This window comes from Polyangiaceae bacterium (genome assembly GCA_015075635.1).
Lineage (GTDB): Bacteria > Myxococcota_A > Polyangia > Polyangiales > Polyangiaceae > JADJKB01.
Window position 1 is genome coordinate 1535954 of sequence record JABTUA010000003.1, and the last position, 18643, is coordinate 1554596.

Consider the following 18643-nt stretch of genomic DNA (forward strand, 5'->3'; position numbering starts at 1 on the left):
AGCAGATGCAGCGAACGCGGGGCATGAGGTGAAACCCGAGTCAGATCGCGCCGAGGAACGCCGTGAGCGCCCGGGTGAAGGCCTCCGGGCTCTCGATGCAGGAGATGTGGCCGGCGCCCGGGATGGTCACGAGCCTCGCGTTCGGCACGCCAGCGGCGAGCTTGTCGGCCTCGGCGGTTGGGGTCAGCGTGTCCTCCTCGCCTACCAGCACCAGCGTGGGGCAACTGATGCTGGCGAGGGTGGGGAACGAGTCCGGCCGGCGCGCCATGCCCCGCTGCGCGGCGGCGACACCCTCCACCGTGCCCTCCCCGATCAGCGAGCGCAGCTCTGCCACCGCTGCGGGATCGGGCACGGGCTTGAGCAGCTTCGGCACGAGCTGGTCCGCTACCCAAGAGAGGCCCCGCTCCAGGGCGTCTCTCGCGAACTGCTCGCGACCTGTCTTGCCTTCCTCCGTGTCTGCACCCGCCCTCGTATCGGCCAGCACGAGACCGCGGAACAGCGCCGGCGCTTGCCGGTAGAGCTCGAGGGCCAGGTACCCACCCATGGACAAACCGACCACCGCCGCGCGTTCCACGCCCAGGTGTGCGAGCAGCGCGAGCATGTCCCGAGCGAGCAGGTCCATGCTGGACGCGTCGGTCACGCCGCGACTCTTGCCGAGCCCGCGGTAGTCCGGCGCGATCACCCGCTGGTCCTTGGCGAGCTCCGGGAGCTGCCGCGACCACATGCCGGAGTGCAGCGGAAATGCGTGCAGGAGCAGCACGACGCGCTCGCCGCGCCCCGTGTCCAGGTAGTGCAGATCTGCGCCGTTCAGGCTCACGCTGGGCATGGCCGGAGGCTTCAACGTCGCCCCGCCGGGGTCAATCGTCGGCGACGCGCGGCGGCAGGCGCCCGCGGAAGCGATCGACGCCCCGCGCCACGACCCACAGCAAGACGAACAGCTCGAGCAAGGCCGCGACACCGAACAAGCCCGCCACCACCAGCGGCGGCCACGCGCGTTCGACGCGGAACTTCGGCGCGAACTCGGCCGCGTAGTCCGGGTCGATGCGCAGCGGGACGTTCTGCGGCGGGGTAGCGGCGTCGTAGAAGGCCTCGTTCACGTCGAAATCGTCCTCGAAGCCCTTGAACTGCACGGCCACCTTGAAGCTCGTGCTGTCGTCGCCCTCGACCAGCCACTTCCTGGCCAGGACGCCGGTGGCGTCGGTGCCGACGGTGTCGAGGTAGTGGACCCGAAGGTCCTGGGCGCTGATGATCAGCGCAGCGGCCGCGATGCCCGCGCCGACGGCCACCGCCCAGTCCTTCAGATCCCAGCCGCCGCGACCGAGCTTCAACAGCGCGAGCACCCCGAGCGCGAGCGCGAGCGGCGCGACCTGGCCCATGGCCAGGAGGACGAACCAAGAGATCGGGCCCGCGCCGTCCACGGATCTAAGCGCGCTCCGGGGCCAGCTCTCTCAGCACCGCCCGCATCTGCCGCGCGACCAGCTCGCGGATCTCCTTGGACACCTCGGGCGCCGGTGAGGCCTGACACAGCGAGAGCGCGCGCCTGAGCGAGTCGCACCGGGCGCCGCAGCGCGGACAACCGGCGACGTGTTGCTCCATCTCCCGGCACACCTCCGGGCTCACGTCGTCCTCCAGGTGGCGAGACAAGAGCTCGACCACGTCGGGACAGCCAGCGTGGGGCGCCGGCGGCTCCGGCGCCAAGAGCGGCGAGATGCGCTCGCGCACCTGGGCGCGGGCGCGGTGGAGGCGGCTCTTCACCGCCTCGACGCTGAGCTCGAGGACCTTGCCCACCTCCGGGGCGGTCAGGCCCTCCACGTCGCGCAGGATCAGCACCTCGCGGTACATCGGCTCGAGCTCGTCGATGGCGCGCTCGAGCGCGGCCTCGATCTCGCGCGAGGCCGCCTGCTCGTCGGGGGCGCGCGCGTCCACCAGCTCCGGAACCCCCTCGGCGCGGAGCTCGTGGAGCGGCTCGTGGACGCTGGGCTCGCCGACGTTCCGGCGCCGGCGCTTGATGCAGTAGCTGCGCGCGATGGTGTAGAGCCAGGTGGAGAGCGAGCTCTGGCCGCGGAAGTCCCGCAGGTTCCGCGCCGCTGCCAGGAGCGTGTCTTGCACGATCTCCTGGGCGTCCTGCTCGTGGCGGCACATCTTCATGCCGAAGCGGTAGATGCTGGGCGAGTAGCGGTTGATCAGCTCCGTGAGGGCGTCGTCGTCTCCGCGCTGCGCCGCCTCGAGCAGCGCTCGCTCGTCCATCTGGGCAGCCATGGGCGGGAAGCGTGCCAGCTTGACAGCCTCCGCGGAAGGGCGACGATGGGGCACCCGAGCCCGAGCCCGTCATGCGCCTGGTCAAAGTCGCCGCCGCCACGCTGAATCAGACGCCGCTCGACTGGGAGGGGAACCGGCGCAACATCGTCTCGGCCGTCGACGCGGCCCGCGCTTCGGGCGTCGGCATCCTGTGCCTGCCGGAGCTCTGCATCTCGGGCTACGGGTGCGAGGACATGTTCCTGTCGCCGAGCGTGCTCGCGACCTGCCAGGACGTGCTGGCGGAGGTCATGCCGCACACGCGCGGCCTGGTGGTGAGCCTGGGCCTGCCGATCCGGCACAACAAGGCCGTCTTCAACTGCTGTGCGTTGGTCGCCGACGGGCACCTGCTCGGCTTCGTCGCCAAGCGCGCGCTGGCCGGAGACGGCATCCACTACGAGCCTCGCTGGTTCAAGCCCTGGCCGCGCGGCAAGCGCGGAGTCACGGGGGTGGCGGGCGCCAGCGTCCCCATTGGCGACATCCACTTCGACTGCGGAGGCATCAAGATCGGCTTCGAGATCTGCGAGGACGCCTGGATCGCCCACCGACCGGGAGCGGAGCTGTCGCTCGACGCGGTGGACGTGATCTTGAACCCTTCGGCGAGCCACTTCGCGTTCGGAAAGAAGGAGGTGCGGCGCCGGCTGGTGCTGGAGGGCTCCCGGGCGTTCGGCGTCACCTACGTCTACTCGAACCTGGTGGGCAACGAGGCCGGGCGGGCCATCTACGATGGCGACGCGCTGATCGGCTCCGGCGGCCAGCTCCTCGCGTCGTCGCCGCGCTTCTCGTTTGCCGACTTCTCGCTGGTCACCGCAACGGTGGACGTGGACCTCACCCGCAGCCGACACGGTTGGCTGTCGAGCTTCCAGCCGCAGGTGGACGCCGAAACGGGGGAGTGCGTGAGCGTGGCGCACCAGTACCCGGAGGCCCACATCGAACCAGTCGGTCTGTCCGAGGCGGCATGGGAGTCGAGCCCGGAGCTCAAGGAGGAGGAGTTCGCGCGCAGCGTGTCCTTGGCGCTGTTCGACTACCTGCGCAAGAGCCGCTCTCAGGGCTTCGTCATCTCGCTCTCCGGCGGCGCGGACTCGAGCGCGGTCGCGTGTCTGGTCGCCATGGCGGTGCGCTTCGCGGTCCGCGAGCTCGGGCTGCCGCGGGTGGCGGAGAAGCTCGCGCACGTGAAGGGCGCGGCAGACTGCAAGGACGAGCGCGCGCTGGTGGGGCTCCTGCTCACCACGGCCTACCAGCCCACCAAGAACAGCGGCAGCGTGACCCGAGACGCCGCCCAGGCGGTGGCCGACGCGCTCGGCGCGCGGCACCTCACGCTCGACGTGGACGCCCTGGTCGAGGGCTACGTGAAGCTGGGCGAACGCGCGGTGAGCCGGCCGCTCTCGTGGGAGCGCGACGACATCGCGCTCCAGAACATCCAGGCCCGGGTGCGGGCACCGAGCGTCTGGCTCTTGGCCAACATCCTGAACGCGCTCTTGCTCTCGACCAGCAACCGCTCCGAGGCCGCGGTCGGCTACGCCACCATGGACGGCGACACGGCGGGCGGCCTCAGCCCCATCGCCGGCATCGACAAGGCCTACCTCCGGCGCTGGCTGGTCTGGCTCGAGAAGGAAGGCCCTGCTGGGCTCGGGCCCATCCCTGCGCTCGAGGCGGTCAACGTGCAACAGCCCACGGCCGAGCTCCGCCCGGCGGCATCGCACCAGACGGACGAGGGCGATCTCATGCCCTACGTATTGCTCGACGCCATCGAGCGCGCGGCGATCCGCGACAAGCGCTCACCGCTCGAGGTCTGGCAGCTGATGCGGGCCGAGTTCCCGGACTACGGCGACGAGCAGCTCGTCACCTGGATCGAGCGCTTCTTCCGCCTCTTCAGCCGCAACCAGTGGAAGCGCGAGCGCTACGCGCCGAGCTTCCACGTCGACGACGAGAGCCTGGACCCGAAGACCTGGTGCCGCTTCCCGATCCTGAGCGGGGGCTTCGAGCGCGAGCTCGCCGAGCTCAGAGCGCGGGTCGGGAAGGGGTCGTGAGCGAGTACCCCAGGCCGATGTTCGCGGCCGACGTCGTGGCGCTGGGCTTCGACGGGGCAGAGCTCCGGGTGCTGCTCATCCAGCGCGGACACGAGCCGTTCGCCGGCCGCTGGGCGCTGCCGGGCGGCTTCGTCGAGCCGACGGAGAGCGCGGAGCAGGCCGCCGTGCGCGAGCTCCGGGAGGAGACCGGGCTCGAGGGCGTCGCGGTCGAGCAGCTCCACACCTTCAGCCAGCCCGGGCGAGATCCGCGCGGCTGGGTGGTGAGCGTCGCGCACCTGGCGCTCCTGCGCCTGCCGGAGCACACACCGGCCGCGGGGGACGACGCGCGACGCGCGGAGTGGCTGCCGGTGAGGAAGGCCAAGGACTTGGCCTTCGATCACGACGAGGCGCTGCGGCTGGCGTTGGCGCGCGTGCGCGCGCGCGCGGAGCGCTACCCGTTCGGCGCGGAGCTCCTGCCTCCACGCTTCACGCTGCGGGAGCTCCTGGCGCTCCACAGCGCCGTCGTCGGCGAGGGGCTCGACAAGCGCAACTTCCAGCGCAAGGTCCTCGCCTGGCCGGCGCTGGTGCCGCTCGACGAGCGCGAGAGCGGCGTCCGCCACCGCCGCGCGCGCTACTACCGCTTCGACGGCCGGCGCATGCGCCCCTTCGCGCGGGCGGAGACCGGGGAGAGCTCGTGAGCGCCGAGGCGCTCGCCGAGCGCGAGCTGCCGGGACTCTTGGCCGAAGCTCGCGCCGCCCTCGGCGACGATCCCGGGCACGACCTGCAGCATGCCTTGCGCGTGGCGAGCTGGACCTTGCGCTTGGGCGAGGGCGCCATTCCGCCGCGCCTGGCGTTGGCGGCGGCGCTCCTGCACGACGTGGTCAACCTGCCCAAGGACTCACCGGAGCGCGCGTTGGCCAGCACGCGCTCCGCGGACGTCGCCCGCGAGACGCTGCCGCGGCACGGGTTCTCGGCCGAGGAGGTCGAGCTCGTGGCGGAGGCCATTCGCGACCACAGCTTCAGCCGCGGCGTGACGCCGAAGAGCCTGCTCGGCCAGGCGTTGCAGGACGCCGATCGCCTGGAAGCGCTCGGAGCGCTGGGCCTCATGCGCTGCATCTCCACCGGCGCGCGAATGGGAGCGCGCTACTTCCACCCCCAAGACGTGTGGGCAGAAACGCGCCCGCTCGACGACAAGCGCTACTCCGTCGACCACTTCTTCACCAAGCTCCTCGCACTGCCGGCCAGCATGACCACCGAAGCGGGGAGGCGCGAGGCGGAACGGCGCGCGGAGTTTCTGCGGGCTTTCCTGCGAGCGCTGGCCAGCGAGCTCGACGAGCCGCTGCCGGACGGGCGGCGGTAGAACGGGGAGCGCATCGACCGCGCTCAGTGCAGACGCAGCGACCAATGGCACTGGCGGCTGAGCAACGGCTCGAGCTCGCGCCCCTCCTTCGCGTCCACGGTCCGCGCCGTGCTCGGCCAGTTGAACGTGCGGCCGAGCGTTGCGTTCCGCATGCACGCGCACATCCAGTCACCGCCCGGGCCGTCGCGCGTGCACGCGACCTCGCGCCGGTGACCATCCGAGCACGCGTCCAGCGAGAGAGTGCCGGGGATCTGGCCCGTCAGCGTGGCACAGCGCGGGTCCGGGTCGCTGCAGGCAAGCAAGGCCGCGATGACCGCGAGCCCAGCCAGCACGACGGAAGCGCGACGCGAGGACACGCGCGTACAATAGACGAGCTCGGGCGCGATGCGCTGCGGGTTCGGAGGTCGAGCCCGCCGCCTGGTATGCTCCGGGCGTGTTCACCTGCCCGGTCTGCGCGCGGGTCTACGCCAAGCCAGGCAGGGAGTCCCCCGACGACTGCTGAGGGTCAGAGCGCGTCCACCTCGAAGCAATCGAGGCCGAGCTCGACCGCTTCGAACGTGTCTTCGTCCTCGTCGTCTGGGACCGGCAGCACCAGCCCGGGCTCGTCGTCGGCTTCGAAGCGGAGGGCCTGGGTGGGAGGTCGTCGGGTCACACTGCACCTCGCCTCACCGGCATGCCTCGACTCGGCGCGATGGGCCAAGAAATCGACGTTCCGGCGCCGGCGCCGGCCCCGGTGTATCATTGCGGAGTGGTGCGGGCGCTGCTCGGATTCGTTCTCTTCGCGCTGTTCTGCGCCTGCTCGGCCACCGAGGAGCAGGCCGAGCCGGGAGAGCCCACGGACGGCGGCAAGTCGGACGCGGGGGATGGCGGCTCGACGTGTACACCGAGCTGCAAGGACAAGGCGTGCGGGCCGGACGGCTGCGGCAACCTGTGCGGCACCTGCTGGGGCGACGCGTTCTGCGCGGCGGACGGCACCGTGTGTCAGCCCACCTGCGCCGGGTCGTGCGCGGGCAAGCAGTGCGGCGACAACGGCTGCGGGAGCTCCTGCGGTACCTGCCCGAAGTTCTGCGCGCTGGGCGCTTGCGTGGACGTCTGTTTGCCGAGCTGTACCGGCAAGCAGTGTGGCGACGACGGCTGCGGCGGAAGCTGCGGCAGCTGTCCCAGCGGGCAGGCGTGCGTCAACGGCCAGTGCAACTCCACCTGCGCCCCCAAGTGCAGCGGCAAGACCTGCGGGCCGGACGGCTGCGGGGGCAGCTGCGGGACCTGTTCCAGCGGCCAGGTCTGCAACACCAGCACGGGCGTGTGCGGCGCGAGCTGCACGCCGTCGTGCTCGGGGAAGGTCTGCGGGTCCGACGGCTGCGGCGGCCTGTGCGGCACCTGTCCCTCCGGGCAGGGGTGTAGCGGCGGGGCCTGCCTCTGCGATCCGCAGTGCGGCACCAAGAAGTGCGGGCCCGATGCCTGCGGCGGCTCGTGTGGCTCGTGCGCGTCGGGACAGACGTGCACCAGCGGCACCTGCACCTGCGTACCCCAGTGCAGCGGCAAGCAGTGTGGGTCGGATGGCTGCGGAGGCTCCTGCGGCAGTTGCTCGGCGACCCAGGCCTGTTCGAACGGCACCTGCGTCTGCGCGCCGCAGTGCAGCGGCAAGGAGTGCGGCTCGGACGGCTGCGGCGGGTCGTGCGGCAGCTGCCCCAGCGGCAAGACCTGTAGCGGCAGCAGCTGTGTGTGCAGCGCAACGCTCCAGGCGGGCCAGTCGCTCGGGGCGGGCCAAACGCTGACGAACTGCAAGGGCAACGTGACCCTGGCGATGCAGGGCGACGGGAACCTGGTCGTCTACGGTCCGCCCGGCGCGCTCTGGTCGTCGAACACCGCGGGCACGCCCGCCAACGTCGCCGTCATGCAGGGGGACGGCAACTTCGTGCTGTACTCCGGGAGCACGCCGTATTGGTCGTCCAACACCGCCGGCTATTCGGGTGCGTACCTGGTCGTGCAGGACGACGGCAACGTGGTCATCTACGCCGGCAGCACCGCGGTCTGGTCCACCGGCACCTGCTGTTACTGAATCGGCGCCCGCGGAACCGATTGCCCGGTACGAGCCGCTCGGCGGTCAGCCGAGCCCCAGGACTAGTGAGCAGTCTTGCCATGATCAGATCGCGATCCGCCGCTGAGACCGGAGTGTGAGAACCGGCCGGGACCGGCGCCGGCCGTTCTGACAGAGTGGAAGTGTCGCGTGGCGGTTGCTGTCGTCAACGGAGTGAGAACTAGTTGTGCACCACGAACGTGGTCGCGGGCTCCACGTTCGGCCGCCAGCGCACCCCGTGCCAGCCCTCCGGGATCGGGGGCTCGGTGAACTCGAACAGCCATTTGCCGTCGATGGGCGAGACGTTCACGCAGCCACCGCTCTTGCGGTCGCCCCAGTCGTCGTGCCAGTAGGCGCCGTGCAGCGCGTGGGGGCCGCTGAAGTTCTGCGCCCAGGGCACGTCGGAGTGGACGAACTCGCCGGGCGCCACCATGGTGGCGGTGGCGAACTTGCCGGTGATGGGGAAGGTGCCGACCGGCGTCGCGGCCGTGTCGATGGGATCGACGCCCTTCTGCGGCGTGCCGCCGCGGCCCGGCGCGATCAGCGTCGCGAAGACCGGGCGCGTGCCCTCGTAGGCGATCATCCAGCCTTCCCACACGCTCGACTCGATCCAGGTCCGGCGCCCGGCCGGGCCTTCCTTCGTGTCCTCGCCGTTCACCGGCGCGCCCCAGGGCGTCTTCTCCTGGGGGGTCGGCACCACGGCGTCGGACTTCTTCACCCAGATCCCCGGCTGGCGGGTCTCGAGGAAGACGGCGCCGTCTTGGCTGCGCTCGGCGGCCGTGAGCTCGACGAAGCTCAGGCGCTCGAAGCGCTCGGCCGTCTCGACCAAACGACCGCCCTCTTCCTTGAACTTGCCGCGGTCCTTGCTCCTGAAGAACGCTAGCGGCAGCTTCGCGTCCCTTCCCAGCTGCACGCCGCGGAAGGTGACCTGCTTGTAAGGGACGACGCGATCCTTCGGCACCCACAGGAGATCTGCGCTGAGCAGCCAAGTGCGATCTTCGCCGGCGACCTCGGCGCTGTACGCGACGGTGGAGAGCGGCGTCAGGCGCTTGCGCGGCTCGTGCACGGTGGACGGCAGCTTGCCCAGCGTGAAGGCGGGGCTGGTCGCGGGGGTCAGATCGACGCCGACCAGCGACTCGTGGCGCGCTTCGCCGCGCTTGGCCGCTTCGACCCGCGACAAGTGGTCGGCCAGATCCCACTCGCGCAGGCGCTGCTCGGCGTGCTTCGGGATCTCGGCGTAGCGAAACACGCCCCGCGATTCGGCGTAGCGGTGGGGCCAGGGGCTCGACACGTCCGGGGCATAGGGGCGCATGGCCCGGAGCTCCGGGTCGTTCGGGTCGAGCGTTGCGCGCACGCCGTCGGCGCACACGTAGCCGCGGGGCTCGATGGCGTACCACTTGGTGCAGCCCGAGCCGGCCTTGGGCTCCGGGTCCTTGAGCTTCGCGGAGCCGCCGAACCAGAGGAACCCGGTCCAGCCGACCCCGTTGGGCTCCGGGTGGATCCAGACGAAGCGGGTCTTGGCGTAGACCCGCGGCTCGTCGGCGACGGCTGGCGGCGACGGCGCCGGGGACGCGCTCGGGTCGGGCGCTGCGCTCGCGGGAGCCGGCGGGGGCTCGACGGGCTTCGCCGGGGCTTGCCCTTCCGGTTCGCGGCTGGCGCAGGCGAGCGCGGCGGCGAAGAGGAGCGGCGACAAACCCGGGCGCATGGCGGTTCCACGGGATATCGTCGAAGCGCGCGCAGCGCAACCAAGCGGCAGCCCGTGGTGATTTCGCGTCCCGTCCCCCGCACCGAGGCGGACCTCCTGACCCGGGCCCGCGCCCTTGCGGGCCGTTCGGTCGGAGAGCTCGCCGCTGAGCTCGGGGCCGCCTGTCCGCCCGACCTCCGGCGGGCGAAGGGCTTCGTCGGGGGCCTGGTCGAGCGCGCCCTGGGGGCCGATGCAGGCTCCCGCGCCCTGCCGGACTTCTCGGGGCTCGGGGTCGAGCTCAAGACCCTGCCGGTGGATGCTCGAGGTCGCCCCGTCGAGTCCACCTTCGTCTGCACCATTCCACTCACCGAGGTCGCGAGCCTCGAATGGGAGGACTCACCCGTGTTTCGCAAGCTGCGCCGGGTGCTCTGGGTCCCCGTACAGGGCGAGCGCTCGCTGGCACCGGCGCTGCGTCGCTTCGGTGAGCCGCTGCTCTGGAGCCCCAGCCCCGCCGAGGAGGCGGAGCTCCGTTTCGATTGGGAGGAGCTCGCTGGGCTGATCGGGCGGGGTGACGTCGAGAGCATCACCGGGCACCTGGGCCAGAGCCTTCAGATCCGGCCGAAGGCGGCGGATTCCCACGCCCGGCGCCGAGGCACCGATCGCGACGGCGCGGTCTTCGCCGCGATGCCCAAGGGGTTCTACTTGCGGGCGAGCTTCACCGCGCGCCTCTTGAGCGAGCACTTCGTGCTGCCCGCGGCGTCAGCCCCGTGACACGTGCACGGGCCGGGATTTCTGGGGGAATCGCCCCTCCAGAGCCTGCGCATACAGCCGGCACACGTCCGTGAGCGTGAGGATGCCGGCGAGCTGGCCGCGGTGATCCACCACCACCGCTGAGGAGAGCTGGCGGTCTGCCATCTCGAGGAGCACGACGTCCAGCGGGTCCGCCGCGTCGGCCACGTAGGCCGGCATGTGGCAGACCTCCCTCACGAGCAGCGCCCCGTCGCGCTCCGGAGGAGCCAGCGATCCGGCCACTTGGATGTCGCGGACCGTGATGACTCCTGCGATCTTTCCGCTGCTCGTCACCGGCAGGTGGTGCACCCCGTGCTCTTCCATCAACACCCGGGCGGTGACCACGTCCTCGCCTATGTCGATGGAGTGCGGCAGCGGCGTCATGACGGTCCCGATCGTCGGCATGGCGCTCATGGGGAATCGCCCCGTGCACAGGCCGTACCAGGTGAGATCTTGGCGATCGTTGCAGAGCGCGGCAGGACCTGAACGCACGCCCTGCGCCAGTCCGCCGAATTCGCGAAAGAGTTGCGACCGCGCGTCTATGACGCAGCCGGACGTGCGCGCTTGGCCGCCGGTCTGTGCCCAGCGGGCCGCGTCGGCGCGTGCTTCGGTTTGGCCTTGGCCCTGGCCGGTTTCGTCTCGGGCTTGGCCGGCGGTGGGGCCTCCTCCGGCCAGGGCTCCACCGTGGGCTCGCCGTCGTCGGGCGCGGGCGCTGGCTCGGGCGCGAGCGCTGGCTCGGGCGCGGGTGCTGGCTTGGGCGCCGGCTTGGGCGCGCTCTTCGGCTTGGGCCTGGCCGGCTTCGGAGGCTTGGCAGGCTCGGCCTTCGGCGCGTCCACCGGCGCGATGGCCAGGTGGAAGTGGTTGTGGTGGTCCGCGTCGTAGTCCGGAGTGAGCAGCTCCTTGAACAGGTGCGTCGCGCGCAGGCGGCAGCCGAGCTGGTTCAGGAGCGGGCTCTGGGCGGCGCAGCCGTCCGGCAGCCCGCGAGCAAAGTCGCGCTCGACGGACTGCCAGCTCGTGCCGAACTGGACCTCGTGGACGTCCAGCGCGAGCCCGTGGGCGTGCAGGCTCAGGCGCCCCACCCGGCTCATGCGATACGAGTAGGCGCCGGAGAAGCGCACCGTGGTCACGCCCAAATCCGAGAGCACCGGCGCCACGCGGTGGAGCGCGAGCACCAGCCGGCAATCCGCCAGCATGTACGTCGAGGTGCCGGACTGGTAGCGGATGCCGTTGATCTTGCCGACGACCTCCACCGGCGTCGCGATCCCGCGCTTCTCGTCGAGGCGGCTGAACCCGACGCCGAGGCGAGTGAGCTCGGCGACGCAGGCATCTCCGCTGGGGAGCTCCGAGCTCTGGAACGTGGGCACGTCGGGGCGAGAGGCGGCAGGCGCGGGAGCCGAGGCCGGGGTGAACGCGGCGGGTGGTGGCGGTGCGAGCGACGCGTAGTGTGGCCCGCTGGGCATCGCTGGCGCGACCCAGCCGTAGGCCGTGACCGGGTGCGCGTACGCCGGCGCGTGCTCCGGTCGAGTCTCGCGCACGCAGCCGGGCGCCCCAGAGAGGGCCAGCACGGTGAGGCAGAGCGCGCGCTTCACGCGCCCATGTGTTCCATGAGCCGCGGGATTCGCCCAAGCAATCGTCGAAATTTCCTGGCTGACCACTGCACGTCTGGCTCTTCGGGCTGGGCGCACCGTGGATCCAGCACTACTCTTGTTCAGCATGCTCGCCCGACCGAGCTTCACGAGCGTGATGGTGCTCGGGGCGATCGCTGGCACCGCTCTCGTGGGCTTCGTCGCCGAGCGCGCCTACGACGCGCGGGAGGCGCGCGCCGAGATGCTCGCGGACGCGGATCGGAGCGCTCGCGACGAGCTCTTGGCGCTGGGGTTCACCCCGGCGGGTTCGGCGCGCGCGCGACGCCTGAACGTCGAGCGGGGTGTGGAGCTGATGACCGCCGCTCGAGGCTTCGAGCTGCCCCTCGGGAACGACCCGGTTGCGGGGCGCCCGCCCGCCGCCGCGCCGCGCGCGCGGGCCGAGGTGATCGTGAGCGAAGAGCTCGACCGCTACCCGCGCGAGCTCCTTTCTCGCGCGCGCCTCTACCGGGTGCTCCTCTGCGAAGGGCTCAGCGAGGCCGGAAGGCCCATCCCGTCGCTGCCGAACTTCCAGCGCACGCTGCTCCTCGACGTGGACGCGGAGCCCGGGTTCCTGCGCCGGCTGGTGCACCACGAGCTGTTCCACTTCGCCGACTACGCCGACGACGAGCAGGTGCTCAGGGATCCGGAGTGGGCGGCGCTCTCCGGCAGCGACTTCGTCTACGGCTCCGGCGGACGCTTCTTGCGCGACCCCAAGAGCTCGCTGCCCGGCTCGGCCCCGCCGGGGTTCGTCACGCGCTACGCCACCTCGGCGCTCGAGGAGGACAAGGCGGAGACCTTCGCTTTCATGATGACGGCGCCTGGCACCCTGTCCGAGCGAGCCCGGACGGACCCGGTGCTGGCGGCCAAGATCGCGCGCATCGAGCGGCAGCTCTTCAGCCTGTTCCCCGAGCTCGACCGCGAGCTCCTGCGCCCCGATGGAGCGCGCTGACCCGATGGCCAACCTCGGCTACATCCAGGTCGTCCGCCACTGCAACCACTTCTGCGGCTTCTGCTCGAACCCCAGCACGCCCTTCGTGCACACCTTCGAGACCATGCGGGTCCTGGTGGACGATCTCGCGCGGCGCAATTACTTCGGCGTGATCCTCACCGGCGGCGAGCCCACGCTGCACCCGGAGCTGCCGCGCATCGCGGCCTACGCCCGAGAAAAGGGCCTGCACGTCCGCATGATCACCAATGGGTCGCGGCTCGCCGAGCCCGACTTCGCCCGAGCGCTGGCCGAGGCCGGCGTCGAGCTGGTGCACGTCTCGGTCTACAGCGTGCGTCCCGAGGTCGAGGAGGGACTGCGTGGCGTGCCCGGCACCCTGGGGCGGGCGTTCTCGGCCCTCGAGGCGGCGCACGCCGCCGGCATCGAGCTGAACGTCAACTGCGTGATCAACCGCGACAACGCCGATCACCTCGACGAGAACGTGCGCTACTTCGTCGAGCACCACCCGTACGTGCGCCACTTCGTCTGGAACAACCTCGATCCATCCATGGGCAGGGCCGAGCACGACAAGGCGCGGTTCACGCCGCGCCTCGCCGACTTCGAGCTGTCGCTCCACCGCGCGCTCACGTTCTTGCAGCGCTCCGGGCGCACGTTTCGCGTCGAGAAGGTCCCGCTCTGCTACATGGCGGATTTCGCCTGGGCCAGCACCGAGACCCGCAAGATCGTCAAGGCGGAGGAGCGCATCGTTCACTTCTTGGACGAAAAGCAGACGGTGCGGCAGACCGAGTGGGAGCACGTCTACAGCTCGGCCTGCGAGCCCTGCGCGCTGCGCTCCATCTGCGGTGGCCTCTTCGACCGCGGCAACGGCTACGACCCGGCGGAGCTCCACCCCGTGTTCCTGTCGAAGCAGGCCATCGTGCGCAGGATCCTGGAGGACCCGGACGATCCGAGCGTCTCGGGCAGCGTGGAGCCGGACGAGGCGCCGCTGATTCCGGTCGGGCGGGTCACCGCCGAGAGCGCGAAGAAGCACGCCGCGCTCGAGCGGGCGGAGGCCCGCCGCAAAGCGGCTCGGGAGCGCGGCTGATCAAGCGGGCGACAGCTTGCGCACCAGATCGGCCGCCTCGTCGCGATCGATCTCGAGGGCTTCGGCCGTGTCCAGGATCAGCTCGCGCTCGCTGGTGCGGATGATGCCGTCCGCCGCCGCCACCTGGATGGCCAGCGACAGGGCGACCTTGCGCGCGCCGGCCTCCGGGAGCCGCTCCTTGACCGCGGCCAGGCGCGCCTCGCGGCCGTGGGTGTCGAGGTCGGTCTTTGCCCGCTCGAGCAGCGCGTCGAGCTCCGCCGGGTCCAGGCGCGTGCTGGTCAAGGACTCCAGGCTCTTCTTGAAGTGAGTCTGCTCTTCGTCGCTGAACTCGCCGTCGGCGGACGCGGCCAGGAACATCATCTCGACCAACGCCTCCAGCTTGGGCTGCGGCAGGTCGTGGGCGGCGGTCATGTCGAAGCGGCTCATGGGGAGGGGGAGCTTATCCCGGGCCCGGCGCCATGCCAACGGAGGGAGGCGCCTCCCTCGGCGCGAAGAAGGGCGTGCGAGTCAGCTCGCGGCAGAGCTCCGTCGCGTAGGAGCCGGCCGGCAGGAAGAACGACAGCTCGAGCTCCCCGGGCGCGGGCGCCGAGACGCTCAGGTCGCTCGGGAACACCACGAGATCGCGGCGAGCCCCGTCCACGAAGCGGCCTAGTTTCTCCAACAGCCCCGCGTCGATGCCAGCCTCGCGCGCCGCGCGCTCTTCGAGCTCGAGCGCGTGCCCGCTCGGGCGGCGCATCTTCGGTCCGGGCATCGGCCCCGTCAGGTGGATGTCGTGCTGGTCGAGCCGCGGCTGCTCGCGCGCGGGGTCTTCCACCACGAAGACCGAGCCGGTGCCGTCGAGCCGCACCACCTCGCCGGCGATCAGCCGCCCGAGGCCCTCCGCGCCGCGGAGCTCGAGGTAGTGGTTGAAGATCTCCGACTGGATCACGCTCGGGTAGAGCTTGGTGTAGAAGCGCCCGCGCTTCCGGTCGCCTCGAGCGCCGGACTCGAGCCACGAGATGGCGCGCCCCAGGTTGGCGCCGCCGATGCCGAAGCGCTGCGCGCCGAAGTGATTGGGCAGCCCTCGCTCGCGGATCTGGGCGACGATGGCAGACGCGCGCTCGGCGCCGCCGTCCGGCACCGACACCAAGCGGATCGTGAAGCGGTTGCCAGCGAGCTGCCCGGTGCGGAGCTTCTTCTGGTGCCGCGTGGCCTCGAGCACGACCAGGCCCTCGGGGAGCTGCCAGGTCTCCGGCGCGCTGGCGTTCCCCGGCAAGGAGAGCCACTGCGAGGTGATCGCGTGCTTGTCCTTCATGCCGGCGCTGCCGATGTCGCGACCCCGCACCCCGGCGGCCCTCGCGATGATCTCGATGGCGTCCTGGGTGTTGAGCAGGCGCTTCTGCACCCGCACCCAAAGGTGCTCGCCCGTGCCCGTGAGCGGCCAGTCGAGCACCTCCTCGACCCGGAAGTGTTCCGGCTCACGCCCGATGGCGCCGCCGGCTCCGGGCAGATCGGCGGTGCAGAACCCGGGCTCGTGCACCCGATGGCCTTCCGGTTCCATGCTCACTTTCGGATCAGGCGGGCCAGCACCTCGCCGAGCTCGTCCACGTCCACGTTCACGATCTCGTCCAGCGGGATCTCCTCGATGCCCAGGAGCAAGAGCTCCGGCTCCGACGAGCGGTGCTCGGGTGAGATGTCGATGCTCGAGCGATCGTAGACCGGCACCGCGGCCCGACGCGGGCCGTGGCAGTCGATGACCACGACGGAGACGTTGTCCGGCGCGCCCTCGGCCTTGGCCAGGTCGATCAGCGCCACCACGGTCTCCGCCGGGGGATCGCGGCGGGCGAGCGTTTCGGCGATGGTCTCCGGCGTCACCTCGCCGGTGAGGCCGTCGCTGCACAGGAGGAAGCGATCCCCGTCCACCACCTGGTGTGACGTCATCGGGATCCGCAGCTTGTCTTCCATGCCCAGCGCTCGGGTCACCGCGTGCTGCGGCAGGCTAGACAAGACGTCGTCGTCCAGATCCGGACGCTGCTCGATGACGTCGTTGATCATCGAGTGGTCCACCGTGAGCTGCTCCAGGTTGCCGGCGCGAAGGCGATAGCAGCGGCTGTCGCCGGCGTGCGCCACGTGTACCAGCGACGAGCGGTGCGAGAACAACAGCGCGACGGCGGTGGTGCCCATGCCGCGCTTGCTCCGCGCCGCCTTGGCGATGTCCACCACGCTCTTGTTGGCGCGGTGCAGCGCCGCCGCCAGCCGGCGCCCGTCCACCGCGATGCCGAACGGGTCGAGATCGGGCTTGGCCCGAGCCTCCGCCTCGGTCTCGGCCACGTGCTTCTGCACCATGCGGGCCGCCGCCAGCGCCGCCACGTCTCCCGCCTCGTGGCCCCCCGCGCCGTCGAACACTCCGTAGAGCCCCAGGTCGTCGCGCAGCACGATGACGTCCTCGTTCGCCTTGCGCACGAAGCCGACGTCCGTGAGCCCGAACGCCGTGAGCGTGAGCGTCGCTTGGGTCGAGGGCCCGAGGGTCATGACCCGATCATAGATCAGGCGGCTCCGCGTCAGGGGAGTCGAGGAAAGGCGGCGCGTCCGCGGGCATACGGACCGCCAGCTCCACCGCGGCGGCCAGGCGCGGGCCGTGGCTCGCGGAGTAGCCGACCTGGTAGTCCACGAGGTAGCCGTTTCGGCCGATCACCGCCACGACCGGCACGGTCTGGAGCGGATCGTAGGCGAGCGCGAAGCGCGGGAAGCTCGTGCCGCGCACCACCGGCTTGGGCAGCCGATGGCGGCGCAAGAAATCCGGCACCGCGTCCCAGGTGTCGGCGTCGTCCAGCGAGACCAGGAGCACGGGCAGCTCCGCGTGCGGACCGATCGCTTGGGCCACGAGCGGCAGCTTCATGTCGCACACGCGGCACCAGGTGGCGAAGAACACGACCACGAACGGCTGCTTCCCGATCCACTCCTTCGACGGGAAGCTCCGGCCGTCCGTGGAGGAGACGCGGAAGTCGGGGACGCGCTCCTTCGGTGCCAGCACCCGGAACGGCACCGACTCTGGCTCGGGCTCCGGCGCCGGGGCTTCGCTCGGCGCGGGCGCGGCGCGCGGCTCCGCCGGCTGCGCGGCGCAGCCCGACAGCAGTGCGAGCCAGAGGGCGGCGGGCCGCAGCATCTGCTACAGGTTAGGACGTCCGCCCGCGATCACCATGACGAACTGGCTTCGACGCTCGCTCGTGCTGCTCCTCGGCCTTGGCGCCGGCGCGCTGCTGCTGCCGGTGGAGGCGGGCTGCGGCGGTTGCCACGAAGGCGCCTGCGAGTGCGCGGACGGCACGAAGATCCGCGTGAAGGCGGCGCCCTGCGAGTGTAGGAGCGCCTGCGCCTCCCACGGCGGCGAGTGCAGCGACGACTACGCGGGCTGCCCAATCGACGGTGGCGACGCCGGGGACGACTGACGCCCACCGCGGGCGCCTCGATCGCGGATATCTTGCTCGCCTCGGGCGATTCCGCGAGATTGGGCGGGCATGCCTGCCCGCAAGAGGACCCCCGGGATCGTGCTCTCCGGTGGCGGCATGCGCGGGGCGTACGAGGCGGGGGTCGTGGCGGGCGTGATGCAGGTGCTCGGGCGCAAGGCCGACGACGCGCCGCTGTTTCGGGTCATGGCGGGCACCTCGGTCGGCGCCATCAACGCGGCGTTCCTGGCCTCGAGGTCCGAGCGGGGCGACCACGGCGCGGAGGAGCTCCTGGAGTTCTGGCGCAGCCTGCGCCTGGAGACCCACGCCAAGCTGCGCTTGCTCGGGCTCATGCGCCTGCCGAAGGTCGTCACTGGGCTCTTCCGCTCGGGGACGCCCAGCGTCCCGCCGGGGGTGAGCCTGCTCGACACCCGCGAGCTCGAGAAGCTGGTGGCGAAGGCGGTGGACTTCGAGCGGATCCGCGACAACGTGCGCGAAGGCCGGGTGAACGCGCTCTTGATCGCCGCGCTCCACGTGGTGTCCGGTCAGACCACCGTGTTCGCGGAGATCGCGCCGGGCGCGCGCTACGTGCCCTCGACCTCCGGCATGCGCGTGGCGCGGGTCGAGCCCATCAGCATCGATCACGTGCTGGCGTCCGCGGCGATCCCGCTCCTGTTCCCCACCCGCAGGGTGGGGGAGCGCTTCTACTGCGACGGCGGCCTGCGCTTCAACACGCCCATCGCGCCGGCGATCCGCGCGGGGGCCGATCCGCTGCTGGTGATCTCGGTCAGCCATCGCGCCAGCGCCGACGAGCTTCAGGTGCTCGAGCGCGAGCATGACGAGGCGGAGGGCATGGAGCTCGGCCCGATGTTCCTGGTGGGCAAGCTCCTGAACGCGCTCCTGCTCGATCCGGTGAAGCACGACTTGCAGGTCCTGGCGCGGCTGAACGACCTGGTCGAGGTGCTGGAGAACACGCTGACCGAGGAGGAGTACGAGCGAGTTCAGGAGGTCCTGGTCCGCACCCGCGGCACCGGCTACCGTCGCCTCCAGACGCTGGTGTTCTCGCCCTCCGAGGACATCGGTCGCCTGGCGGGGGAGCACCTCCGGACGGTGCAGCGCGCCGACGAGCTGAACCCGGTGCTGGAGCGCTTCCTCGCCCGGGCCTCGGTCGAGGGCATGAGCCAGGAGGCGGACTGGGCCTCGTACCTGCTGTTCGACGGGGGCTTCGCCGAGCGGCTGATCGATCTCGGCCGGCGCGACGCGCTCCGGCGGGCCGACGAAATTACTGCGGTGTTCGCCGAACGGTGAGGGCTCCCGAGCCTCACGGATGCGTCGGCGCCGGCGATCTCGAG

General features: G+C 71.2%; 20 protein-coding genes. 8 read left to right on the forward strand and 12 right to left on the reverse strand.

The window, feature by feature from the left end:
- Positions 1–40: 40 nt before the first annotated feature.
- From HS104_37445 to HS104_37455, 3 genes are read right to left on the reverse strand one after another with little or no spacing between them, the layout of a single operon-like run.
- On the reverse strand, positions 41–826 hold the full coding sequence (locus tag HS104_37445; protein MBE7485643.1) for an alpha/beta fold hydrolase: 786 nt from the start codon (positions 824–826) through the stop codon (positions 41–43).
- 31 nt (positions 827–857) lie between these two features.
- Entirely contained in the window at positions 858–1418 is a 561-nt protein-coding gene (locus HS104_37450; protein ID MBE7485644.1) for a hypothetical protein, read from the reverse strand.
- Positions 1419–1422: 4 nt separating this feature from the next.
- Complete coding sequence (locus HS104_37455) at positions 1423–2247, reverse strand: sigma-70 family RNA polymerase sigma factor (protein ID MBE7485645.1); 825 nt, start codon at positions 2245–2247, stop codon at positions 1423–1425.
- A gap of 83 nt (positions 2248–2330) precedes the next feature.
- On the opposite strand from HS104_37455, the gene nadE reads away from it, so the two are divergent.
- Positions 2331–4325: an NAD(+) synthase gene (gene nadE, locus HS104_37460; protein MBE7485646.1), complete on the forward strand. Its 1995-nt coding sequence runs from the start codon at positions 2331–2333 to the stop codon at positions 4323–4325.
- Positions 4326–4875: 550 nt separating this feature from the next.
- Positions 4876–5664 carry an HD domain-containing protein gene (locus HS104_37465; protein MBE7485647.1) on the forward strand — a complete coding sequence of 263 codons (789 nt, stop codon included), beginning with the start codon at positions 4876–4878 and terminating at the stop codon, positions 5662–5664.
- Between the two features lie 23 nt (positions 5665–5687).
- On the opposite strand, the gene HS104_37470 is transcribed toward HS104_37465, so the two are convergent.
- Positions 5688–6020, reverse strand: a complete 333-nt coding sequence (locus HS104_37470; GenBank protein ID MBE7485648.1) for a hypothetical protein — start codon at positions 6018–6020, stop codon at positions 5688–5690.
- A 149-nt stretch (positions 6021–6169) separates the two neighbouring features.
- Positions 6170–6316 carry a hypothetical protein gene (locus tag HS104_37475; GenBank protein MBE7485649.1) on the reverse strand — a complete coding sequence of 49 codons (147 nt, stop codon included), beginning with the start codon at positions 6314–6316 and terminating at the stop codon, positions 6170–6172.
- A 1068-nt stretch (positions 6317–7384) separates the two neighbouring features.
- Here HS104_37475 and HS104_37480 point away from each other — a divergent pair.
- Positions 7385–7723, forward strand: a complete 339-nt coding sequence (locus HS104_37480) for a lectin (protein MBE7485650.1) — start codon at positions 7385–7387, stop codon at positions 7721–7723.
- 199 nt (positions 7724–7922) lie between these two features.
- On the opposite strand, the gene HS104_37485 is transcribed toward HS104_37480, so the two are convergent.
- Positions 7923–9446 carry a L,D-transpeptidase gene (locus HS104_37485; protein ID MBE7485651.1) on the reverse strand — a complete coding sequence of 508 codons (1524 nt, stop codon included), beginning with the start codon at positions 9444–9446 and terminating at the stop codon, positions 7923–7925.
- Positions 9447–9500: 54 nt separating this feature from the next.
- On the opposite strand from HS104_37485, the gene mutH reads away from it, so the two are divergent.
- Entirely contained in the window at positions 9501–10196 is a 696-nt protein-coding gene (mutH, locus tag HS104_37490; GenBank protein ID MBE7485652.1) for a DNA mismatch repair endonuclease MutH, read from the forward strand.
- On the opposite strand, the gene HS104_37495 is transcribed toward mutH, so the two are convergent.
- On the reverse strand, positions 10185–10619 hold the full coding sequence (locus HS104_37495) for a CBS domain-containing protein (protein ID MBE7485653.1): 435 nt from the start codon (positions 10617–10619) through the stop codon (positions 10185–10187). The two genes, mutH and HS104_37495, sit on opposite strands and share 12 nt — an antisense overlap.
- A gap of 134 nt (positions 10620–10753) precedes the next feature.
- On the reverse strand, positions 10754–11803 hold the full coding sequence (locus HS104_37500) for an extensin family protein (protein MBE7485654.1): 1050 nt from the start codon (positions 11801–11803) through the stop codon (positions 10754–10756).
- 124 nt (positions 11804–11927) lie between these two features.
- Between HS104_37500 and HS104_37505 the strand changes: the two genes are divergently transcribed.
- Together HS104_37505 and HS104_37510 are read left to right on the forward strand one after the other, a co-directional pair.
- Positions 11928–12788: a hypothetical protein gene (locus tag HS104_37505; GenBank protein ID MBE7485655.1), complete on the forward strand. Its 861-nt coding sequence runs from the start codon at positions 11928–11930 to the stop codon at positions 12786–12788.
- Positions 12775–13869 (forward strand): radical SAM protein, encoded by a 1095-nt coding sequence (locus HS104_37510; GenBank protein ID MBE7485656.1) that lies wholly within the window; start codon positions 12775–12777, stop codon positions 13867–13869. Before HS104_37505 ends, HS104_37510 begins: the two co-directional genes overlap by 14 nt.
- Here the strand turns inward: HS104_37510 and HS104_37515 are convergent, their stop codons facing one another.
- From HS104_37515 to HS104_37530, 4 genes are read right to left on the reverse strand one after another with little or no spacing between them, the layout of a single operon-like run.
- A complete protein-coding gene (locus tag HS104_37515) occupies positions 13870–14295 on the reverse strand; it encodes a tellurite resistance TerB family protein (protein ID MBE7485657.1) in 426 nt (141 codons plus the stop codon).
- Between the two features lie 13 nt (positions 14296–14308).
- Positions 14309–15409 carry a tRNA pseudouridine(13) synthase TruD gene (locus tag HS104_37520; GenBank protein ID MBE7485658.1) on the reverse strand — a complete coding sequence of 367 codons (1101 nt, stop codon included), beginning with the start codon at positions 15407–15409 and terminating at the stop codon, positions 14309–14311.
- Between the two features lie 2 nt (positions 15410–15411).
- The gene (locus HS104_37525) at positions 15412–16380 is read right to left on the reverse strand and encodes a serine/threonine-protein phosphatase (GenBank protein ID MBE7485659.1); all 969 of its coding nucleotides are present in this window, start codon (positions 16378–16380) and stop codon (positions 15412–15414) included.
- Positions 16381–16387: 7 nt separating this feature from the next.
- Positions 16388–17014: a TlpA family protein disulfide reductase gene (locus HS104_37530; GenBank protein MBE7485660.1), complete on the reverse strand. Its 627-nt coding sequence runs from the start codon at positions 17012–17014 to the stop codon at positions 16388–16390.
- A gap of 34 nt (positions 17015–17048) precedes the next feature.
- Here HS104_37530 and HS104_37535 point away from each other — a divergent pair, with 34 nt between their 5' ends.
- Together HS104_37535 and HS104_37540 are read left to right on the forward strand one after the other, a co-directional pair.
- Positions 17049–17294 (forward strand): hypothetical protein, encoded by a 246-nt coding sequence (locus tag HS104_37535; protein ID MBE7485661.1) that lies wholly within the window; start codon positions 17049–17051, stop codon positions 17292–17294.
- Between the two features lie 69 nt (positions 17295–17363).
- Positions 17364–18599, forward strand: a complete 1236-nt coding sequence (locus HS104_37540) for a patatin-like phospholipase family protein (protein ID MBE7485662.1) — start codon at positions 17364–17366, stop codon at positions 18597–18599.
- Positions 18600–18643: the final 44 nt, after the last annotated feature.